We start from the raw sequence: 20,365 nt of genomic DNA, 5'->3' as shown, positions 1-20,365 counted from the left end.
CGCATACAGTGATACCGCGGGCCAAGAGACGCTGGCTCCCGGGCCTTGTCCTGCCGTTGATCGGTGCCGTTTGCGTCATGATCGCCGCCCTGGTGGTCCATGTTGCGACGAGACATCCCTCACTCGGTCTGTCGCTGGAGCCTCATCCGGATGGGCACGGGGTCGTGATTTCCTCGGTCAGGAGCGGCGGCCCTGCGGACACCGCCGGGCTCAAGGCCGGCTGGCGCCTGATCGGCCTGGCACCCGCGCCGTTTGCCGACGGGCGACCTGGCCCGGTCGTCCTCGAACCGCGCGACGTGATGGAGGAGCCCGACACGCTCCCGAGCTACGAGGCGATGGCGTCGTTCATGGACCGCCAGAACAGGTTGTTCCGGATCTTGCGCCAGCCGACCGTAACGCTCCTGGCCGCCGATGACCGCTCGCTGGCTCGCCAGTTCGTCGTCGCGCCCGAGGCGCGGCCGATCTCCTCATTGCCGCTGGTCTTCTGGGTCCAGCTGGTCTCCGGCCTGTCCAGCGTCGTCATCGCCGGCTGGATTCTCACGCTGTCGCGCCGCCGGCTCGCGGCCGGACTTTTCGTTCTGTCAGGCCTCGGAATGGCGCTCTCGGCGTTGTCGGCAGCCATCTACAGCACCCGCGAGCTCGCCATTCCAGGCGACCTGTTTCAGGCGCTGAGTGCGCTGAACCATATCGGCGCGCTCACTTTCGGTGCAGCGATGATCGCCCTGTTCGCGGTCTATCCCAGGCGACTGGTTCCCGCCGGCGTGCCCATCGCCGTCGGTGCGGTCACAGGTCTCGTCATTCTGCTCAACGTCACGGCCCTCGGGCCGAGCCCGCTCTTCGGCATCCACCTGCCGGCGCTGGTGCAAATGGCCATCATCATCGGCTTCATCATCGCGCAGTGGAGGGCGTCACGCGGCGAACCCGCGAACCGGGCAGCCATGCGATGGATGGGTCTGTCGGTTGTCCTGGGCTGCAGCGTCTTTCTGGGGGGCGTGGCGCTGCCGATGGTGCTGGATCAGCGCCAGATCCTGACTCAGGGGTACACGTTCGCATTCTTCGCCATGATCTATGGCGGGATCGCCCTCGGCATTCGGCGCTATCGGTTGTTTGATCTCGGTACCTGGTCGTTCCGTATCCTGTTTTACGCAGGCGGCGGCATTCTGCTTCTGGCGGTCGATGTCAGCCTGGTCTGGCTTCTGCACGTCGAGCGGGCGCCCGCGCTGGGCCTGTCACTGCTTCTGGTCGGCTTCCTCTATCTGCCCATCCGCGATGCGCTGGCTCGGTATTTTCTCGCCCGAAATGTCCTGGAACCGCATGAGCTCTTTGCGGCCAGCCTCAATGTCGCATTCGCCCCGAACCTGGCCGAGCGTGGGAAGCGCTGGCACGGCCTGCTGTCCGAACTCTTCGGGGCGGCCGAAATCGCGCCCCTCCCGGACGCCGTTGGCGAGCCTGCCATCGACGGCGAGGGCCTTGCGCTGAGCGTGCCTGCGATCATCGGCTCACCACCCCTGCGCCTCGTCTATCGGTCGCAGGGACAAGCGCTTTTCAGCCCGGCCGATGCGCAACTGGTTCGACAACTGCTGAGCCTCGTCGAGCAAGCCGACGACGGCCGGCTGGCCTACGAGCGGGGCGTGGCGCGTGAACGCAAGCGCATCGCGCAGGATCTGCACGACGACGTCGGAGCGCGGCTGCTCAGCGGGCTCCACACGGTGGACGGGCAGACACAGTCGATCCTGAAGGCGGCGATATCGGACATTCGGGCGATCGTCAGCGGGCTCGAGGGGGAGCGCATCGTGCTGGCACGCGCGCTGGCGGAAATGCGCCACGAAGCGGGTCACCGCCTGGAAGCGGCGGGCATCTCCCTGGACTGGCCTCTGCTCGATGAGCGCGCCGAGAACATCGCGGCTGACCTCACCCTCGACTACTCCCAGAGCAAAGCCCTGATGTCGGCGGTGCGCGAGGTGATCAGCAACGTCATCCGCCATTCCGGCGCGACCCGCGTCCGCAGCACGGTCCGGCTTCAGTCTCCCGGTGGGCTCCATCATCTTCGGATCGAGATCGCCGATGACGGTCAGGGCCTCGGACCTCCCTCTCAACGGCATTCCGGGTTCGGCATGAAGAACATCGGTCAGCGGATCGCCGAGATCGGTGGCGAATTCGCCGTGAGCAATGGATCGCCCGGTACGCATGTCGCGCTGGAACTGGTGCTCGCGGCGGGGAGTGGAGCGTCCCGCGACACATCGGAAGGGCGCGAGGCCGATGCGGGCGTGGCCGGTTCCCCAGCCACTCCGAAAACAACCGAAGCGGCCGCCCTGCCGGCAGACATCCATCGCGCATGAGCACCGCTGCACGACCCAGGACTGGCGTCACCGATGCTGTGAAACCGGCGGGATGCTGCCTTCTCGTCGAGGACCAGCCTCGCACGCGCGAGTGGCTTTGCCGTGCCCTGCAGACGGCATTTCCGACGATGGCGATCATATCCGTCGGGACGTTGCGGGAGGCGCATGCTTGGCTCGACGCATTGCCCGAAGCGCAGTCGGCCGATCTCACCATCGCCGTGGTCGACATCGGCCTGCCGGACGGATCCGGCATCGACATCGTCCGTCGCCTGTCACGGGAGCGTCCGGACGTTCTCCCCATCATCGCGACGATCTACAGCGACGATGCCCATCTGTTCGAAGCGATTGCCGCGGGAGCGCGCGGCTATCTCCTGAAGGACGAAGACGAGGCGACGCTTGTTGCCTATCTCCGGCGTATTGAACGCGGTGAGCCCCCGCTCGCCCCTGCAGTCGCCCATCGCATGCTGGCATTCTTCCGCGGACCGTCCATCGACCGGTCGGACGAGGCACGTCTCACGGGCCGGGAGACGGAAACCCTGAGCCTGCTGGCGCGGGGCCTGACCGTTCCCGAGGCTGCGGCGCGACTGGGCCTCAGTCCCCAGACGGTCGCCAGCTACGTCAAGGTCATCTACCAGAAGCTCAACATCACGTCGCGCGCCGAGGCGGCGCGTGAGGCCATCAGACGTGGATTGGCCTGAGCCTCACGCGCGCCTTTGAGAGAGAACGCGGCACCTCATCTGCGGCCGGATGGCGCCGAACGCATCGCCGCGGCGACAACGACGGGACGCCGGGTGCGGCTGCCCGGCCTGACGACGGCCCGCGTTGTCGGAGCCATTCTGTCGGTCCTCCCGATCGACGTTTTTGAGCCGGCGCCGTTGCGACGCATGCAGATGGTCGATGATCCATCGATGGTGCCGCCGGTACAGGCTGAGGTCTCGGCGCTGATCAGCGCGGGTCAGGGTGAGGCCAGCGATATCCCCGGGATCGACCGATTTGCCTTTTATGACGCGGCAGCCCGATCATTCGCGGTCGTGCAAGTCGGGGATCCGCGCCCCTATGGACGTTTCCTCAACCGCAACGGGCAGGGTCGGCGAAATCGGGAGTTCGAGCCTCGTCGCGACGCTTCACGATTGCCGGCTCCGTCGATAGGTTGCTAACGCCACACCAAGGCCGCGCCCGATCGGGCGATGGGGGAAATCTGAGATGACGACTGGTCATGCCACCGCGAACGGCGCTCGCGTGATTGCGGATCTCAACGAACTGCGCGCCATCGGCGCCTACAAGTCCGGGGTCCACAAGCCGACCTTCTCGCCCGAGCACATGCAGTCGCTGGCGTGGCTATTGCGAAAGCTTCCCGACGCGGGACTGAGCGGAACGATAGACGGTATCGGCAATCTCATCGGCACGGGCGAGACGGCCGGTCCGAGGATGCTCGCCGGCTCCCATCTCGAGAGCCAGTCGCATGCCGGCTGGCTCGATGGTCCGCTCGGCGTCGTCTATGCGCTGGAGGCGGCGCGCATCATCAACAACGATCCGAATATTTCCGGTTCGGTAGAGGTCGCGGCGTGGTGCGATGAGGAGGGCCATTTCGGCTCCCTGCTGGGGTCGCGGTCCTATGTCGGCGACGTTGCCGAAGCGGAGATCGATGCAGCCCGGGATCGCAGCAACGGACGCGCCATGCGCGACGCGCTGCGGGACGTCGGCCTCGCCGGCCTTCCGCGCGCAAGCGTCGAACGGGGCCGGTACCTCGGTTATCTGGAGGCCCATATCGAGCAGGGCGACACGCTGGAGACACGCGGCCTGAAGATCGGGGTCGTGACGTCCATCGTCGGGATCTGGCAATACCGGATCACGTTCACGGGCGCACAGAACCACGCGGGGACGACACGCATGGCCACGCGCAAAGATGCAGGTCTGGCGCTCGCCCATTTCTGCGTGGCCATCGACCAGCGCTTTCCGGACTTCGCGAGCGTGAGGACCGTGTGGACGACCGGCCGTATCACGCTCGATCCCGGCGCACCCAGCATCATCCCGGGCAGTGCCGAGATGCTGTTCCAGATCCGCGACGATGATCCGGACGTCGTCGTCCGCCTTGAAAGCCTGCTGCAGGCCATGGCGAAGGAGGCGACCGCTGCCGGCCCGTGCGCCGTCTCGATCGAGTGCATCCGCGTCGGGGTTCCCGCGCCCATGGATGCGGGCATTCAGGATGCCGTCGAGGGTGCCGCCGAAGTTCATGCGCCGTCGCGCTCGCTGCGCATGCACAGTGGAGCGGGACATGATGCGCAGATTCTGGCCAGAGTCATGCCAGCGGGCATGCTGTTCGTGCCGTCCATCGGCGGCATAAGCCATCACTGGACCGAGAACACGTCCGACGAGGACATCGCGCTGGGAGCGACCGTGTTTGTCGAAGCGTGTCGGAGGGTGCTCACCGCCACCTGCTGACGGTCAGGCCCTGGTCGTCCGCTGCGCGACACCGTGCGACGTCCCGGTCGAGGCCGCATCATGGGGCTTGTGTCGCGAGATGGCGGAACCGGCCCGTCAACCCGACGACGGCGGCCGCGGGTGCCGGATCGCCCGCCACACGGCCTCGGACGTAGACGGCTGCCGTGATAGCGATTGGCAACACGAGCCGGCGGCGGGGCCCTACAGAGGGGGCGCCCCACAGATGTCGCTGCCACTGCGGCAACGGGACTCTAGAAAGGTCTTGGCGCTCCCTACGGGATTCGATGCACGGCGAGCATAACTTCAATAATTTCAATAGCTTATTTCAAATGTGAAGATAACTTTCATACCGATATTCATACCGAATTCCTACCAGCTGACTGAGGCCACCTCGAACCGTATCGCAGATCGACCGTGGCCCAACAGATTCGCATCTGAACCGATAAACTGCTCAACCACGCGCGATCTCTGGTGTCAGGTTTCGGGCCCGATGCGGAAGTCATGAACGTCGGCTACCGGGTGTGGGGCCGTTTGGCGGATCGTCCAGTTTCAGAAGGTGACAATCGTCGTGCTGGCGTTGAGTGGGTGGCCCACTTCCACGATGCGCCGCATCACGGGCAAGTTGATGTTTTTTCGATCGCCTTTGTTGCAAAAAGGCCCGTCGCGCGACTCCTCCCGGCGAAAATTGCCGCGCGAGCTTTCTCAAACCTATTGCAAACGAGGTCGGCAAAGTCCGGCATGCGGGCGATCCATAACCTGTTGACGCGGCTCTCGCTGACAAAGTTGCTAGAACGGCCAAACAGGACAATCCTCTCCAGCAACGCACAGCGTTGTCATGGCTGCCGCGAAGCCCCATCCTTGCTCTTCGGCAACCTACGGACGAACCACAAGCCGGGCTGAACCGCGGGCCTCCAGTATGGCCGTTATGCCCTCGCTGTCGATGTAGGTTCGCGACACGCTTGCTTCGTCCAGCTTGCCCTCGATGCGGACGCCTTCCGATATCTGGTAAGGCATATGGGAATTGGCCAAGCCGATCAGTTCTTCGTATTTTTTGCTGTAGTCAAACTCGAACGCCTTGCGAATGCGCGCATTGATCACATCGACCTGAACCAAGGAGACCAACAGGTCGAGCGGCATGTTGTCGGTCTTGCTGTAGACCTCAAGGTGATCGACGACGATCCGTCGCGCATTATTGTCTGCACGTGCCGAGGCGATGAACCAGATCATCCCCTTTGCATCGAACTGATCGTTGGCGGCATCCGCTTCGACGGACAGTCCGATTGCCAGCCGCCTGTCCGTCGTCTGATAGATCTGAACGTCGGAGAATCGTGCCGACACCTCGCCGGCGGCACCGAGGGTCACTTTAAACGCCTCTCCGATCTTCAAGGCCTTCTTCGCCTCCCCGATCAAGGCCGGGAACGGCATGGATATCGGCAGCGCGACGTTGAAGCCAGCGGGGGGCATATCGGTAGTGAGAGCCGGCAAAGGAGTTGGCGCGGCGGCTGGCGGCGAGCTTCCGAGAAACGTCTCGATCGCGCCGCGCACGAGAATGCTTGAGCGCAAGGTGCGGCCCTGAATAGTATAGCCTCCGTAGCCGATGGCTTCGGGCGTGAAGCGCAGTGATATCGGGGGCGCCGACGAAACCTGCCGGGAAAAGAAGGCGCGCTGCCAACCCTGCTCGGCCCGATTTCGAACCTGAAGGGTTTCGAGATAGGCCGGAAGTCGCGACGTAAAGCCCGCGATCTGCTCTCGGATCGCTGGATCGACCTTCGAGGCGAAGGTGATACGGAAGCCGAGAATATCGACGCCGAACCGGTTCGCCCAGCTGTAGTCGACATTCAGATTGGCCTGCGGCCGCCAGTTCGCATCGATGCCGGCCGACACCGTCGCGACAACATCGACGCTGCCGGTGCCTGTCGTTTGAACATGTCGGCCGATATCTCCCCTGCCCCGCGCGGTGATGCGGGCATGAAGTGGCGCGCTGACCCTCAACGCATTACCGGCGCCGTCCACGACGATCGGTCCACGGGAAACATTGCCGTTGAGATGGCAATCAATGTCGGGCGTGAGCCTGGTCTTGATCTTCAGCCGGCATCTTCCGAATGCGCTCACCAGGCATTTGTCGATCCACTGGCCAGGAACGCAGGCATTGCGACCCTCGTCGATCGCATAGACGACCTGCGGCGCGGCCTCGTTGGCGCGGCGCTGCAGCTCATCCAGCGAGACATCGAGCGGCAGCACCAGCGTCGAAACGGCCCTGGCGGGCGGAGCTGCCTCACGCGTCTGAGGCGGGGCCTCGTAGGAATCGACGCTCCACCACCAGAGCGCGAAGCCTCCAAGGAGAAGCACAACGGCCGCGAAAGCGGCGACACGATAGTTTCGGCGCATCGGCGTGAACCTGTGATGTGTGGGAGAGACGTCCGGGCGATGCGCCGAAGGCGGATCTGTGGTCCGCCTCCGGCAAGGTCTATCGCGATTGCAGTCAGGCGTTCACAGACAATCGGCGCAATGCGGAGCGGTGGCCATGATGCAGGCCACCGGGTTTGGCGTGGCGAGACAACCGGCGACCGCCGCTGCGCACGCAATTTTCTTCAGAGTGTTACACCCTTGGGGGGTGACATACCCGCTAAGAAAGCTGCCCGTGCGATCGAGGTTGCGCGGGACAATGGCCTGTTCGGTCGGAAGTTTCATGACGTGCCTCCTTCAGGGGCAGACGGGGAGTTCGAGGACACATTTCGGACCAACCAAGGGAATGTTCACCCAGGCGCAGCAGGCGGCAGGCGAAACTTCTTCCGAACCGGAGCCGCGACGCGCGACCGATGGCTGGCGCTCGTAGCCCGTCGGACGGGCCCTGGAGTGTTGAGGTAGTTTCATCTTACTCTCCTCTCTCAAGCGGGCGGAATGCCCTTGAGCTCGTTTACCTTAGTATTCGTACCAGATCGTCGGATCTCCGATCAGAACAGGAACGGTGTCGGCAACGTCTATTGTGAATCGCGCAAGCAACGGCGCGACTTCCGTCCGTCTCTTTGGATCGAAGAACGTTAGCAGTACATCGTAATATTCACCACCGACCCGGTTGATCGGGCTGCGTTCGACAGCGACGTCCCTCAGGGTCATGCCCTCCCGACCGGCGTCGCGCAGCACGTCGCTGAAGTTGAAGGCGTTGGTGGCGGCCGCGTTCAGCGCGCGCTCCTGCGGGGTCACACCCTTGTTCCGGATGCTGAAGAGGATCTTGCCGAAGAAACGGGACAGGTCCTGTTTCAGCGCGGCATCGGTCGCCTTCGGCTCTGCCTTCTTGCGCTCGTCGAGAATGGCCTTGGTGTAAGCTGACACCGACCAGCTGTTCATGCCGCGCAGGTCCGGGACCAGCACGTCGACAACCGATCCGTCGTAGAGCGTCGTCTGCCCTGCGATGAGGCCCGGGATCGAAGCGAACTCGACGTCGGCGTCGGCCCACTCCTCGACCAGCCATCGATACGTTTCGGCCGCGAAGGCGCCGGACGGAACGATCGCGTACATAGGGACTTCGGTGCGGCTCAGTGTCCACACGACCGACTGGGCCTGGAACGCCTGCTTGCCGAAGAGGTCGAGTAGAGCCGCGTTGCTGATCGGCTTCAGGTCACCCTCGCGGCCACCGTTGACCGCCCGCCACAGCGCATCCCGGCGGGCGAGGCTGGGGAAGCTGACGCCAATACGCCCGATCGCATAGGCGAGCTGGGGCGAGGATTTCGCTTTGTCGCCGCAGGTGCAGGCGGCGCCTCCTCCACACTTGCCGCCGCAACCGCAGGCGGGCGCGACACCGTTCGGTGCGGCCAAGGGGGCCGGAGTGCCGCCCGCATCGACGCCAGCCGGCACCAATGCGGGACTTTCCAAAACGATAGGCTTGGTATGCAGTTCCGGCGTGGTCATTGTCGCCTCCTTCGGCAATGGTGGTTTGTGGTCCTTCAGCATCTGCACTGCCCGTCCGACATTCAGCCGACCGAGAAGGAATGGACCGCAGCGCTCATTGGCGCCGGGGTCGCAGGGATCGGCGGAGGACTTGAGAATGCGGCGCACTCGCGCAGCGCTCGGGGAGATGCCATTTGAGGCGTCGAGGCTCATCAGAAGCGCCGCGACCCCCGAAACGATCGCCGCGGCGAAGCTGGTCCCCTCGAACTGGCAGAGACCACCTTCCAGGCAGGAGCCCGGGATGCCGGATCCCGGAGCCAATATGCCCTGCGCCCGCGTGCCCAGCCCCCAGTTGCTCATCGGCAGCGGTAGACCCGCACTGTCGTGGGCGCCGACCGCAAGGACTGCCGGCATGGCCGCCGGCAACGCGTCGCAGGAGCAGCCGTCATTGCCGGCCGCAGCGACGACGAGCACGTCGCGCCGTTCGGCCTCCACCATCGCCGAAGCCAGTTCAGCGGAGGCAAGCGAGGGATCGAGCGGCTGCGCAGCGCTGATGTTGATGACGTGGGCGCCAGCCTTGATCGCATCCGCTATGTGCCGCGCGAGGTCCTTATGGCTGCAGGTCGGCTGTACGCCTTTGGCCGTGGCTGCAACGTAGATATCGGTCACCACGACCTGACATCGAGGCGCCAGCCCCTCAACGGCGCCGTCCGGCGAGCCAGCCAATATGGAAACGATGGCCGTGCCGTGTTGCATCGCCACCGCCGCCGCGCCGGACGGAACCTCGCCTCGACGGACAGGTCCATCCAGCACCGCAATTCGCACATTGGGATCACCGAGCGTGCGTTGATGCAGATCACCAAGGCCCGGCAGCAACACATACCAGTCTGGCGCCCTTCGATTGATTTGGTCGGCCATGGCACGCTCCCCCGACGACAGTTGCAGCCTGTCGGGTTGTCCCGTTTGCAGACCTGCCGAGGACACCATCCGCCACGGGCAGGAGCACGGCGTGAGCCGAGTGTGAAAGCGCCGTGAAAGCGGGCGTCTGGCGCCTTCAGTTCGAGGCCGTAGCGCATCGCCTATTGGGAGCGCCGGCCGCCGATCTTCTCTTCGCTACTGACCGGCACCCCGCGCGGCGATGCGCGCCTTGCGAGCGGTCCGAATGAGCCGGCGCTGTCGATGCTTCGGGCGTCTCTCAGCGCGGCCAGGGAATCAGCCCACCAGCGGGCCTCAAGCCGGAGATGCGATCAAAAGCAGCGGCGAGTTGAACGCGTGCTCAGCGCTGATCGCCAGTCAAAGCGCAGTACGAGACAATCGAGCCGTCGCCAAGACCGACGGTCGGCAATGGCCACGCGCCATTTTTCAGGGGTGCCAACGCGTCAGCTCACACCGAAATGGGAAAGAGAACTCGGCCCAAACGTTCGGTGTCGCAGCGTGCGGCACGGGCAGCAGTCAGTTCTTCAAAGCAAGATATTCCCAACAGTAGGTATCGATGTAATGGGCGCTGATGGCACCATACCCTGGAGCCGGAACGCCATGCTCAGCTGGGCTGGCATCCCTAGCGAATGCCAAGCCGCTGCTGTTCCGGAAGATGAACCAGCCGTGCCCCGGCCCCTTTTGCTGAGCCGCTCGATATCCCACGAGGCACACAGCATGGCCGCCACTCGGCTCCGCACCGTTCGCAACAGTGTGACCGGGGTCACCCGGTGCACGCACGATCCCATAGCTCTGGGCTTCCGGCGTCCACCAATTGCTGGCTCCGTCAGTCGTCTTCCAGATCGGAACGGCTATCGCGACCGGAAATCCATCCTTCAGAAAATCATAGAAGATGCGAGATAGCGTCTTTTCCCCGGAGGTGCCTGGATAAAGTGTCAGTGGGCCTTCTCGCATATGCTTATAAACGACCTGCGCTTCCTTATTCTTCCTAAGGTTTGCGTCCGCGTCAGCAGCTGCCAGCGTCAACTTCCGTTCGTTCTCGTCCTCGGGGTAAATCCATTGAACTCCGTACTCGCCCCCTGAGTAACCGAAGGCGGCATGGCTGTATTGCGCCTTCACCTCGAGACAGGAGCCGTACCGCAGAACAACGTCGCGGGCCTGCCGAAATAGCGTCCCACCGCTATCGTAGCCCTTCGGCTTCTTATCATTGATTGGAAAGTCCTGCCGCATTCTCCAGTAACTGTAGGCTGGAGATAAGGTTTCAACCACCTGAGGTTGCCGATGCCTGATATGGAAAAGCTCCACGCAAGCCATGGCTGCAAAGGCGATGCATGTCGGGCGATGTCCCTGGTCGCGAATAGCCCAGTTTAGCCGGATATCGCTTTCGAGCTCGATATCAAGCAAGCCCTCCACCGTCCCCAACGGCGGCAAATTCTTGGCGAGACTGATGTAGAAGTCGCTGCGAAAAATGGCACCGATGTTCTCGGGATAGGCTGCGCCACCAATATTTTCCATTTTCGCCCCCGTGCCGCATCCATTAGTCAATCGATCTGTGCATCACCCCGGCGGCTTCAGCTTGGCGGCGTTCATAGCCGCAACAACCGTGTCGGCCACAATAGTGGCGAAGCTGTCAGGGGGGCCCGCATTCGTGAGCGAAAGCGATGCTTCGAGCCGCCGAACGCCGTTCCATTCAATTTGCGCGAGATCGACGAATTCCCGGAACCTACGCCCGTCGCGCAGGAGGGCGAAACACTGGTCGGCGAGCGCCCATCCCGCCGTCGTGTCTGTCAGGAAATGCACTCCGGCCACTTCCCGATTAATTGAGATCCGCTCGGCCAATGCGAGCACCGGGCCATGGAACGGATGGTCCTTGTCGAAGCCCACCGCTCGAACCAGAATTTCCCGAATGAGGCCCATCTGCATGGCGTGAGCCGAAGGAAACGACGGGTGACCGGGCATATCCACCGACGGCAACAGACCCGGAAAAAGATGAGACGGTCTCGGCGCCCGGTGAATGGCCTTGAAGTGCATAGAGACGACCCTGCCGATCAGCATAGCACCCTCCAACAAGACCCGGGTGTGATACTTTTCCGGAGACGATGTCCCAAGCAAACGATCCCAGTAGGCTAGGGGATTAGTGGCCTGCAAGGCGATCTCCGCGAGCCGGCCCGGTCGCACCTGATTTCGCAGTTTGAGCAGGTGATCGATCTCACTGGCGATGTCGTCCGGCTTTAAGAGATGGACCGGACGCTGTTCAATTTTGATCTCCGTCCACGGCGCGCGGCAGAACTCGCCAAGGAGAAGATGCGCACGATGAAACGGTGACCATGCCCTGTCGGAGAACTCGTCCTGCCACCCCATCTTGACAGCGCCTGGGTCAATTCTGAGTACCCCAGAGAAAGGCAGCGCCCCGATGGCCGCCAGTCCTGAGCGCCCTTCCGGCAGGAAGCCCTGACCGCCGTCTTGCCCACCATCCTGGCCGCCGTCAGACGCAGCTTTATCAGCGTTGCCCATTTTCCCTCCAAGAAATGTCGTTTGTTCGATTGCGATCCGCTTAAAGGACAGCCGTGATCGCCGCGTGAATTGCGACATCAGGCAGGCAACCCCGCTTGCAGAAGCCAGGTGCCGATCTTCGAGCGCAGCTCTGAATCTTCAAACATTTGCCGCTGAACATACCGGCCGACGGTGAAAGCAGGGTCAGCCTGCAGCAGCCGCTTGCCGATTTGGCGGGCTTGGGACATACGGCCCGCCGCGGCAAAAGAGGTCGCCGCGAAACGGACGTTCGACAAGTATTCGATATTCTCCGAGAGCGATCTTTCTGCAAATGCGGCAGCGGTATCGTAATTGCCAATTGAAAAATGAGCAATACCGGCAAAATGAAAGTATCTGAAAATCAGTGGATCATTGGGCGAAGATTCCAGGGCCCGGTGAGCGTTACGAACTGCCTCCTGCCCCTGTCCTCCGTAGGCAAGCGTTGGAACTGTCCATAAGAGAACATCGGGATCGCCCGGTGCTCGATTCTGAGCCTGCGTCAGCAGAGTTTGCGCCTGGCCAAAATCCCGTTCGCATATGACCCGGTTATGTCCCAGCAAGGCCAGCGCACGCGCATTCTGCCCAAGACGCAAGGCCGCGCGCGCAGACTTTACAAGCTGATCTAGACTGGTCGCTGTGTCTTCAGACCAGCCTTGGCCAATACACAAGCTATGCCACTCGGCTTTCGCCAAATGCGCCGCTGCATAATGCGGATCCCGCTCAAGCGCGAGATCGAGCAACCGATTGGCTTCATCAAACGAAGGACGATTCAACAAATAAAGATAGGACTTCGCCTTGAGAACAATCTGGTATGGTGACAGTTGCTGGACATTCTTGCCAATTGCGGCTTCGAGCTCAAACGCTTTCAGTTTCTCGACGAGGTTCCAGATAATGATTTGGGCCAAAGCGCGCTGCGGTGAGGCAATATCGTCGCCGCTGATAGCGAGGCGGCCCGTCCAGACGATCGTTCCACTTCGCCGATTCACTAACTGCGCGGACAGCACCACATCGTCACCGGAGCGATGCAATCTTCCAGATACATAATAGTCAACGTTAAAAATACTGACTAAATCCTCATCATGTTTGCCTTGTCTTTTAACTCCACGTATTGACGCCGGCGCAATGACTCTTAGATCTTGGACTGCAAAGAGGGATTCGGCGATCTCGTCGGCCACATAGTTGCCAAGGCTCGCGTAGTGGCCTTCCAGCGCGTATTCAGCAAACGGGAGAACAACGACGAGCGGGCTCCCGTGGCGGGAAGCCGCTTCAACAGCGATCTCTACCCTCCGTTCGGCAGGACAGGGTTCTAGCTCGTCTAGCTTGACACGAACGATGAGATCTTGCGTCTCAGCAGATGGCTCCATACCCAGTTGAGCATCGAGTTGGTCGTGGAGCCGTCCGTACAGACTTAACGCGGTGCCTGTATCGCCTCGGCGCGCGGCGCCTTCGATCATGATCCGATGGGCCGCTTCGTTGAGAGGTTCATGGGCTATGACGGCCTCAGCGAGCGCCTCTCGAACGGGCCAGTTCACCGTGGATTTTTGCATCGAGAGAACGAGCGACCGCAGATACTTTCGCTCAAGAATAGCTCGCGTCTCGCGAAGCCAGTCGCAGAATTCTTCTCCAATATCATCAAGTCCTTGCAGCAAATCCGCCGCGCGAAAAAATAACGACGAATATTCATTTGATATACATTTCTCAATCGACGATATTGCCCGATCGAGATCAGTCTCAATGTTATTTCGATTAATGTCGACAATAGCGTGGTCGAAATTTACGCAATTACCAATCAATGGTATCGAATATCGAATCTGCCTGATAACCTGCCGTAACGATGAATAGGCCTTCTCTTCGTCGGAGTCTGGCCAGAAAATTGAGGCCAATTCGGCCCTCTTGAAGCGCGTTTTCGTATCGAGAGCAACATAACTAATGAGAGCAAGCGCCTTCAGGCTGCGCAATGGCACTTCAACTGAACCCTGCTCAATCCTCACGGGACCGATGATGTTCAGAACAAGCGGGCGCGAAGGCTCAATTGATGACACGGCTTCTCGCGTCAGTGGTCGGGACAAAACTGTCTTAAGGTACTGCAGGTCACGTAGCAGATAAAGAGCTCCGGCACTTTGAACCGCCCCGGTTTTGCTGGAGGCTCCAACTTCCAAGTAGGATGGAGCCATGACGAGCAAGACGACGAACAAATTTTCGCCTGAGGTCTGCGAGCGGGCGGTGCGGCTGATTCTCGACCAGGAGGCCGAGCACTCCTCGCGCTGGGTCGCCTGCGCCTCGATCGCCGCCAAGATCGGCTGCTCGACCCACACGCTGCTGGAGTGCGTCGCACCGGTCGAGGTCGATGGCGGGAAGCGTGCTGGCGTTCCCTCCGATGTCGCGGAGAACCTGAAGGCGCTCCAACGGGAGAACCGCGAGCTGCGCCAGGCCAACGAGATCCTGCGTAAGGCAAGCACATATTTCGCCCAGGCGGAGCTCGACCGCCCGTTCAAACGATGATCGCCTTCATTGACGATCATCGCGACGTCTAAGGGGTCGAGCCGATCTGCAAGGTCCTGCCGTTCGCCCCGTCGACGTATTACGCACACCGCGCCCAGCGCCGCGATCCCGGTCGGCGGTCTTGTCGGGCTCAGCGGGACGAGGTGCTGCGGTCGGAGGTTACACGCGTTTTTGGCTAGAACTTCGAGGGCTATGGCGTGCGCAAGGTCTGGCGCCAGTTGATGCGGTAGGGCGTCGACGTTGCGCGTTGCACCGTGGAACGGCTGATGCGCGAGTTGGGTCTCCAACGCATCATCCGCGGCAAGCCGCTCGCACCACCATCCAGAACAAGGCCGCCCCTTGTCCGCTCGATCACGTCAACCGCGTGTTCCATGCCCCAGCGCCGGATCGTCTATTGCTCTCGGACTTCACCTAAGTCTCGACGTGGTCTGGGTTCGTCTAAGTGGCCTTCGTCATTGACGCCTATGCGCGGCGCATCGTGGGATGGCGGGTCAGCCGGACTGCCCATGCCAGCTGAGGCGCTTGACGCAGCTAGAATGCTGACTTCCGCTTGCGGCACATCGTCGAAGGTCAGCAATGGCGGCGCAAAGCGGTCGACAGGGCCAAGGGATTTGCGATGACCTGGCAATGCCCACAGTGGCCTCGGCCAGCGCCATTCGAGGCTGCGAGCGCCTCCATTGACCACCAAGACTGGCTTGCCCTCCGGGAGATGACGAACCAATTGCAGCGGCGAGCTGAGCACGAACTTAAGTCATCGGTGCGCAGCTCTTACTCGCTAGGCTGGTGCGAGGGGTGATGCCTCACGTGCTCGTCGCCGCCTTGCGGAACAGCTTGAAGATCTCACGCCCAGCCTCCTCAGCCGACATCGAGCCGGCCTTCGAGAACCATTGCGGCATCCAATTGTAGGCGCCGAATATCGCGTTCGAGAACAGGCGCGGGTTGCCAACGTGGATAGATCCGTCACGCAGACCGTCCGCAATGATCGAGCGCACCCTCAGCTCGAACTCCTTCTTCAGACCTCTCAGCTTTTTTCTATATTCGGCATTTAGAGAGCGATCCGTGACGAGCGCCATGCAGACGCCGAAATCAGACAGGATAATCTCACAGTAGATCTGAAAGAATACCTCCAGTCGGTCGATGGCAACCGCGTCCGGCTTGTCGATCGCGGCCAAAGCCGCATCGAGCTCGTCGAGGGCCAATTGCAGAATTTGATAAAGAATATCTTCTTTGCTATCAATATAATAATAAATGGTCGGCTTTGTTACATTGAGAGCGGCAGCGACCTTCTCGATGGTCGTCTGATGAAATCCGTCATCCGCAAACATTCGAGCAGCTTGGCTGAGGATCAAGCGCCGCTTCGCGTCATGCAGATCGTGTCGGAGGCCGGCATCTCTCCAGTTTGACGCCGTGGCTCGCTTCTTACTCGAACCGCTCATCGTCTGCCTTCTTCCGTGGCGAGTTGTCGGTCTCGTCTACCGCGCCGTCGGCCATCGTCCAACCGGCTGATTGACACTCTACCTACACGTAAGATTTAACCTACCCGCAAGTAGACAAACGACTGAGCGGCAGTCGCAAGCCGCGGGAGGAACCGATGCATCGTCGTCTTTTCATGAAAACCAGCGCCGCCGCAGCCCTGGCGGCGGGGTTGCCGGCCGCGCCGTCGCTGGCGCAGGAACCCGCTGATTTTCACATCGCAGCGGTGCTCGCCTTTTCCGGTGCCTACGGAATTATCGGCAAGGACATGCGCCAGGGCGTGGAGATCGCCGTAGCCGAGCGCCAGGGCCGTGTCCTGGGAAAGCCGATCCGCATCTCGTGGGAGGACGACGAAACCCGTCCGCAGCCTGCCGTGCAAAAGGCGACGCGCCTTTTGGCGAACGGCGCGCAGATGATCTTCGGCGCCGTCGGTTCCGCATCGACGCTCGCCCTCCAAAGCCTCGCCGACCAGCGCAAGGTGCCGCTATTGGTCACGATCTCCGCGGACGACAAGATCACCCGCGTCGGCGGCTCGCGCTACACGTTCCGCACGTCGAACACGCTCGGAATGGAAATCCGGATGTGCGTGGAATTCGCCAAAGCCCGCGGCCTGAAGAAAATCTACGGTGTGACCGCCGACTATCAGGCGACACGCGACGGCTGGGAGCTCTTCCAGGCAGAGGCGAAGAAGGTTGGCATCGGCATCGTCGGCAACGACTATGCGCCCCTTGGAAACCGCGACTTCTCCGTCATCGTCGACAAGATGGCCAAGTCCGACGCCGACGGCATTGCCGTCATGATCACCGGCAACGACGCGGTCACGTTCCTCAAGCAGTCCGGACAGGTCGGCCTCGGCAAGACCAAGGCCCAGTTCGGACCCGTGCTTCAGGACGAGACGCTTGCAGCCGCAGTTGGCCCGGCCTCCGTGGGGGTTTTCTCCGGCGTGCGCTATCACTTCAGCGTCGACAACGCCGCCAACAAGAAGTTCGTCGAGGCCTATCGTGCCAAATACAACGAATGGCCCTCCAGCTTCGCCGGCGAGGCTTACGACGGCATGAGCTGGTGGCTGGACGTGGTCGACGCCACCAAGAGCTGGGATCGCGAGAAGTGGGTGGAAGCCTTCCGCACCAGCACCCGCGAGAACTCCGTCGAGGGCCGCAAGGTGATGCGCACCTGTGATCATCAGGCGGCGCAGGTCGGCCTGTGGGGCGAGGTGGTCGAAGGCCAGGCACCCCTTCCTCCACTGACCATGAAGATCACCAACACCTTCGACGCGGCCAATCTTTTCGAGGCCTGCTGATGAGCCGGAAGCGGGTCTCAGGGCCCGCCTCCCCGCCCCTTCCCTTCTGAAAGACTGGTGACACACCCGTGTCCACGATCGTCATCGGCCTCAGTCTGAGCTTCCTCCTGTTCCTGCTGGCGGCAGGACTGACGCTTATTTTCGGCATGCTTGGGGTGATCAATTTCGCCCACGGGGCGCTCTACATGCTGGGCGCCTACGTGTGCTTCCAGATCGTCAACTGGACCGGTTCGTTCTGGATCGGCCTTCTGTTCGCGCCGATCGTCGTCGCAGCGCTCGGCGCGGCGATGGAAATGGCGGCGCTCAAGCCGGTCTATGAACGTGACCATATTTACCAGCTGCTGCTGACCTTCGGCTTCATCCTCGTCATCGAGGAAGCCGTGAAGATCGTCTGGGGGCTCGACTACAAGCAGGTCCCGACGCCAGGTCTTTTCTCCCAGCCTGTCGCGCTGTTCGGCAGCCAGATTCCCTCCTACCGCCTGTTCATTATCGGCTTCGGTGCGACCGTCTCGGTGGCGCTTTTCCTGCTCCTGGAACGCAGCCGCCTCGGCATGGTAATCCGCGCCGCCAGCTCCGACGCCGACATGGCGCAGACCCTCGGCATCGACGTGGCGAAAGTGCGTACGGCCGTGTTTGCCCTGGGAGCTGGCTTGGCGGCGCTCGGCGGCGTCGTTGCTGCGCCGCTGGTGCCGATCGAACTTGGCATGGGGTTCAGCGTCATCATCGACTGCTTCGTCGTGGTCATCATCGGCGGCCTCGGCAACATCCGCGGCGCCATCCTGGCTGCCCTCCTGCTCGGGATGGCACGGGCTGCGGGCTTCACCTATGCGCCCGAATGGGTCGAACTGATCACCTTCGTCCTGCTGATCGCGACGCTGATGACGCGGCCGGCCGGCCTGTTCAGCCGCAAGGGCCGCGCCGCATGACGACGTCCCATCTCGGCCGGCTGGCGATGGCTGCCATCATCGCAGCGATGATCCTCGTGCCCGTGATCCAGACGAGCGAGGAGAGCCTCAACCTCGTCAGCCTCATCCTGATATGGGCGCTGTTCGCTATCGGCTTCGACCTGATCTTCGGCATGGCCGGCATGCTGTCTTTCGGCCATGCGGCCCTGTTCGGTTCGGGCGGGTATGCGCTGACCCTGCTGGTCACAAAGGCCGGCGTCGGTTTCCTGCCCGCCCTCGGCGCCGCCGGCATGGTCGGGGCCGTCATGGCCTTCGGCCTGAGCATCTTCGCGCTTCGCGTGTCGGGCCTGTTCTTCTCGCTGCTGACGCTCGCCCTCGCGCAGCTCGTCTACATCCTGGCGAGCACCAAGCTGCGGAGCCATACCGGCGGGCTGGACGGCATTCCGGGCGTTCCGCGACCGGAGCTGTTCGGCATCGATTTCTACGACAATCGCAACTACTACTATTTCCTGATCGTGGTCTTCATCGTCGGCCTCGCGGTGATGGCGCTCCTGCGCGCCTCGCCCTTCGGCAAGGCCCTGCAGGCCGTGCAGGCAAACGACGTGCGCGCGGCCCAGATCGGCTACAACGTCCAGCGCCTGCGCCAGTGTGCGTTCATGATCTCGGGCTTCTATGCAGGCGTCAGCGGCGCGCTGCTCGCCTCGCTCATGTTCTACATCAGCCCGCAGATGCTGCACTGGACGACGTCCGGCGACGTTCTCATCATGACCGTGCTCGGCGGCAAGGGAACGCTGCTTGGCCCGATCCTCGGCGTCGCCGTCTTCGAGGTTCTCAAGGAAAAGCTGAGCCAGTACACGCAGCACTGGTACGGCATTCTCGGGCTGATCTTCATTCTCTGCACCATCTTCCTGCCGAACGGGATCGCAGGCCTGTTCGCTCGCAAGGCCGCCGGTCGCCCGGGGGATGCGCCATGAGCAGGGTTCTGAACGGGGCCTCGGCCGGTGGCCTGCGCTGCGAGAACATCCAGGTCGCCTTCGGCGGGCTGAAGGCTGTGGCCGGCGTCAGCTACGACTTCAAGCCGGGGCACCTCTACGGGCTGATCGGGCCGAATGGCGCCGGCAAGACAACGCTGATGAACGCCCTCTCCGGTCATGCGACCCTGTCGGGCGGGCAGGTCTTCCTCGACGGCCGCGACATCACCCGGCTGTCCGTCCATGCACGGACGCGCGCTGGCCTCGGACGAAGCTTCCAGATCACGAAAATCTTCTCTGGGATGAGCGTGCTGGAAAACCTGCAGCTTGGGGCCTTCGCGAACCGCTATCGCGTGCAACCCTTCTGGATGCCGTCGAGCCGCTTCAGGGATGTCCGCGAGGATGCCGAGAAGGTGCTGGAGCAGGTTGGACTGACAAAGCTCGCCCACATCTCGGCCGACTATCTCTCGCATGGCGACCAGCGCGCGCTGGAGGTCGGCCTCACGCTTCTCAGCGACCCGCGCGTGCTCCTGCTCGACGAACCTCTCGCAGGGGTCGGCCATGAAAGGCTCGACCAGGCCATCGATCTCATCCGCCGCATCGTCGCCGGGCGGACCGTCCTCCTGATCGAGCACAACATGGACGTCGTGATGCAGGTCTCGCACGAGATCGTCGTGATGGTTCAGGGCCAGTTGCTCGCGTCGGGTTCGCCCGACGCCGTGCGGGTTAATCCCGCTGTTCGGGCGGCGTATCTGGGAGAGGGCGAATGAGCGCACTCGCCCTCGAGAACTGCGACGTCTTCTACGGCAAGGCGCAGGCGCTCCATCACGTCTCCATCGACGTCGGTCACGCCGAAGTGGTCTCGCTCATCGGCCGCAACGGCGCCGGCAAGAGCACGCTCCTGAAGGCCGCCATGGGCCTCAATGCGGTGCGTTGTGACGTTGCCCCTCTGGAATAATCCAGTTTGAAGTTCGTTCTGGCCCATCGAGAGGACCAGAACATGAGGCGCAGCCGCTTCACGGAAGAGCAGATCATCGGGATCCTGAAGGAGCACGAGGCCGGGATCCCGGTCTCCGA

Annotated in this window: 17 protein-coding genes, 1 pseudogene and 1 other annotated feature; of the genes and pseudogenes, 11 read left to right on the top strand and 7 right to left on the bottom strand. The window is 62.3% G+C overall.

What is annotated here, in order from left to right:
* Positions 1-77: 77 nt before the first annotated feature.
* From ACT6XY_RS15215 to ACT6XY_RS15195, 5 genes are all read left to right on the top strand, one after another.
* The gene (locus ACT6XY_RS15215; RefSeq protein WP_444749173.1) at positions 78-2,339 is read left to right on the top strand and encodes an ATP-binding protein; all 2,262 of its coding nucleotides are present in this window, start codon (positions 78-80) and stop codon (positions 2,337-2,339) included.
* Positions 2,336-3,037, top strand: coding sequence for a response regulator (locus ACT6XY_RS15210; RefSeq protein WP_444749172.1), 702 nt, complete (start codon positions 2,336-2,338; stop codon positions 3,035-3,037). The genes ACT6XY_RS15215 and ACT6XY_RS15210 overlap by 4 nt, the downstream gene beginning before the upstream one ends.
* Positions 3,038-3,130: 93 nt before the next feature.
* Positions 3,131-3,496 (top strand): RbsD/FucU domain-containing protein, encoded by a 366-nt coding sequence (locus ACT6XY_RS15205; protein WP_444749171.1) that lies wholly within the window; start codon positions 3,131-3,133, stop codon positions 3,494-3,496.
* Positions 3,497-3,542: 46 nt separating this feature from the next.
* Positions 3,543-4,781: a Zn-dependent hydrolase gene (locus ACT6XY_RS15200; RefSeq protein WP_444749170.1), complete on the top strand. Its 1,239-nt coding sequence runs from the start codon at positions 3,543-3,545 to the stop codon at positions 4,779-4,781.
* Positions 4,782-5,282: 501 nt separating this feature from the next.
* Positions 5,283-5,681 carry a hypothetical protein gene (locus ACT6XY_RS15195; RefSeq protein WP_444749169.1) on the top strand — a complete coding sequence of 133 codons (399 nt, stop codon included), beginning with the start codon at positions 5,283-5,285 and terminating at the stop codon, positions 5,679-5,681.
* On the opposite strand, the gene ACT6XY_RS15190 is transcribed toward ACT6XY_RS15195, so the two are convergent.
* The 6 genes from ACT6XY_RS15190 to ACT6XY_RS15165 form a co-directional block, all read right to left on the bottom strand.
* On the bottom strand, positions 5,655-7,169 hold the full coding sequence (locus tag ACT6XY_RS15190; protein ID WP_444749168.1) for a DUF4403 family protein: 1,515 nt from the start codon (positions 7,167-7,169) through the stop codon (positions 5,655-5,657). The genes ACT6XY_RS15195 and ACT6XY_RS15190 overlap by 27 nt on opposite strands.
* A gap of 102 nt (positions 7,170-7,271) precedes the next feature.
* Positions 7,272-7,472 (bottom strand): hypothetical protein, encoded by a 201-nt coding sequence (locus tag ACT6XY_RS15185; RefSeq protein ID WP_444749167.1) that lies wholly within the window; start codon positions 7,470-7,472, stop codon positions 7,272-7,274.
* A 231-nt stretch (positions 7,473-7,703) separates the two neighbouring features.
* Positions 7,704-9,587 (bottom strand): S8 family serine peptidase, encoded by a 1,884-nt coding sequence (locus tag ACT6XY_RS15180; protein ID WP_444749166.1) that lies wholly within the window; start codon positions 9,585-9,587, stop codon positions 7,704-7,706.
* 534 nt (positions 9,588-10,121) lie between these two features.
* The gene (locus ACT6XY_RS15175) at positions 10,122-11,120 is read right to left on the bottom strand and encodes a hypothetical protein (RefSeq protein WP_444749165.1); all 999 of its coding nucleotides are present in this window, start codon (positions 11,118-11,120) and stop codon (positions 10,122-10,124) included.
* Positions 11,121-11,162: 42 nt separating this feature from the next.
* Positions 11,163-12,197, bottom strand: a complete 1,035-nt coding sequence (locus tag ACT6XY_RS15170) for a phosphatase PAP2 family protein (protein ID WP_444749164.1) — start codon at positions 12,195-12,197, stop codon at positions 11,163-11,165.
* Entirely contained in the window at positions 12,197-14,332 is a 2,136-nt protein-coding gene (locus ACT6XY_RS15165) for a BTAD domain-containing putative transcriptional regulator (protein WP_444749163.1), read from the bottom strand. The genes ACT6XY_RS15170 and ACT6XY_RS15165 overlap by 1 nt, the downstream gene beginning before the upstream one ends.
* Here ACT6XY_RS15165 and ACT6XY_RS15160 point away from each other — a divergent pair.
* Positions 14,310-15,150, top strand: a pseudogene (locus ACT6XY_RS15160) (IS3 family transposase); the annotation flags it as partial. The gene ACT6XY_RS15165 and the pseudogene ACT6XY_RS15160 overlap by 23 nt on opposite strands.
* Positions 14,594-14,710 (top strand) — a sequence feature (AL1L pseudoknot). (Overlaps the previous pseudogene by 117 nt.)
* Before the next feature lie 289 nt (positions 15,151-15,439).
* Here ACT6XY_RS15160 and ACT6XY_RS15155 read toward each other — a convergent pair.
* Positions 15,440-16,075, bottom strand: coding sequence for a TetR/AcrR family transcriptional regulator (locus tag ACT6XY_RS15155; protein WP_444749162.1), 636 nt, complete (start codon positions 16,073-16,075; stop codon positions 15,440-15,442).
* Positions 16,076-16,230: 155 nt separating this feature from the next.
* Between ACT6XY_RS15155 and ACT6XY_RS15150 the strand changes: the two genes are divergently transcribed.
* The 5 genes from ACT6XY_RS15150 to ACT6XY_RS15130 all read left to right on the top strand — a co-directional run bounded on the left by ACT6XY_RS15150 (position 16,231) and on the right by ACT6XY_RS15130 (position 20,246).
* The gene (locus ACT6XY_RS15150) at positions 16,231-17,412 is read left to right on the top strand and encodes an ABC transporter substrate-binding protein (RefSeq protein ID WP_444749161.1); all 1,182 of its coding nucleotides are present in this window, start codon (positions 16,231-16,233) and stop codon (positions 17,410-17,412) included.
* Between the two features lie 68 nt (positions 17,413-17,480).
* Positions 17,481-18,338, top strand: a complete 858-nt coding sequence (locus ACT6XY_RS15145) for a branched-chain amino acid ABC transporter permease (RefSeq protein WP_444749160.1) — start codon at positions 17,481-17,483, stop codon at positions 18,336-18,338.
* The gene (locus ACT6XY_RS15140) at positions 18,335-19,291 is read left to right on the top strand and encodes a branched-chain amino acid ABC transporter permease (protein ID WP_444749159.1); all 957 of its coding nucleotides are present in this window, start codon (positions 18,335-18,337) and stop codon (positions 19,289-19,291) included. The genes ACT6XY_RS15145 and ACT6XY_RS15140 overlap by 4 nt, the downstream gene beginning before the upstream one ends.
* Complete coding sequence (locus ACT6XY_RS15135) at positions 19,288-20,058, top strand: ABC transporter ATP-binding protein (protein ID WP_444749158.1); 771 nt, start codon at positions 19,288-19,290, stop codon at positions 20,056-20,058. The genes ACT6XY_RS15140 and ACT6XY_RS15135 overlap by 4 nt, the downstream gene beginning before the upstream one ends.
* Positions 20,055-20,246, top strand: coding sequence for an ATP-binding cassette domain-containing protein (locus tag ACT6XY_RS15130; protein ID WP_444749157.1), 192 nt, complete (start codon positions 20,055-20,057; stop codon positions 20,244-20,246). The genes ACT6XY_RS15135 and ACT6XY_RS15130 overlap by 4 nt, the downstream gene beginning before the upstream one ends.
* Positions 20,247-20,365: the final 119 nt, after the last annotated feature.

The sequence above is a fragment of the Phreatobacter sp. genome (assembly GCF_052440005.1).
GTDB lineage: Bacteria > Pseudomonadota > Alphaproteobacteria > Rhizobiales > Phreatobacteraceae > Phreatobacter.
This window is presented reverse-complemented; position numbering and strand designations above follow the sequence as displayed.

Coding starts and splice junctions, on each gene's coding strand:
- ACT6XY_RS15135 (WP_444749158.1), top strand. CDS start 19,288: ATGAGCAGGGTTCTGAACGGGGCCTCGGCCGGTGGCCTGCGCTGCGAG.
- ACT6XY_RS15155 (WP_444749162.1), bottom strand. CDS start 16,075: ATGAGCGGTTCGAGTAAGAAGCGAGCCACGGCGTCAAACTGGAGAGAT.
- ACT6XY_RS15150 (WP_444749161.1), top strand. CDS start 16,231: ATGCATCGTCGTCTTTTCATGAAAACCAGCGCCGCCGCAGCCCTGGCG.
- ACT6XY_RS15130 (WP_444749157.1), top strand. CDS start 20,055: ATGAGCGCACTCGCCCTCGAGAACTGCGACGTCTTCTACGGCAAGGCG.
- ACT6XY_RS15140 (WP_444749159.1), top strand. CDS start 18,335: ATGACGACGTCCCATCTCGGCCGGCTGGCGATGGCTGCCATCATCGCA.
- ACT6XY_RS15170 (WP_444749164.1), bottom strand. CDS start 12,197: ATGTCGCAATTCACGCGGCGATCACGGCTGTCCTTTAAGCGGATCGCA.
- ACT6XY_RS15175 (WP_444749165.1), bottom strand. CDS start 11,120: ATGGAAAATATTGGTGGCGCAGCCTATCCCGAGAACATCGGTGCCATT.
- ACT6XY_RS15200 (WP_444749170.1), top strand. CDS start 3,543: ATGACGACTGGTCATGCCACCGCGAACGGCGCTCGCGTGATTGCGGAT.
- ACT6XY_RS15215 (WP_444749173.1), top strand. CDS start 78: ATGATCGCCGCCCTGGTGGTCCATGTTGCGACGAGACATCCCTCACTC.
- ACT6XY_RS15180 (WP_444749166.1), bottom strand. CDS start 9,587: ATGGCCGACCAAATCAATCGAAGGGCGCCAGACTGGTATGTGTTGCTG.
- ACT6XY_RS15210 (WP_444749172.1), top strand. CDS start 2,336: ATGAGCACCGCTGCACGACCCAGGACTGGCGTCACCGATGCTGTGAAA.
- ACT6XY_RS15195 (WP_444749169.1), top strand. CDS start 5,283: ATGAACGTCGGCTACCGGGTGTGGGGCCGTTTGGCGGATCGTCCAGTT.
- ACT6XY_RS15190 (WP_444749168.1), bottom strand. CDS start 7,169: ATGCGCCGAAACTATCGTGTCGCCGCTTTCGCGGCCGTTGTGCTTCTC.
- ACT6XY_RS15185 (WP_444749167.1), bottom strand. CDS start 7,472: ATGAAACTTCCGACCGAACAGGCCATTGTCCCGCGCAACCTCGATCGC.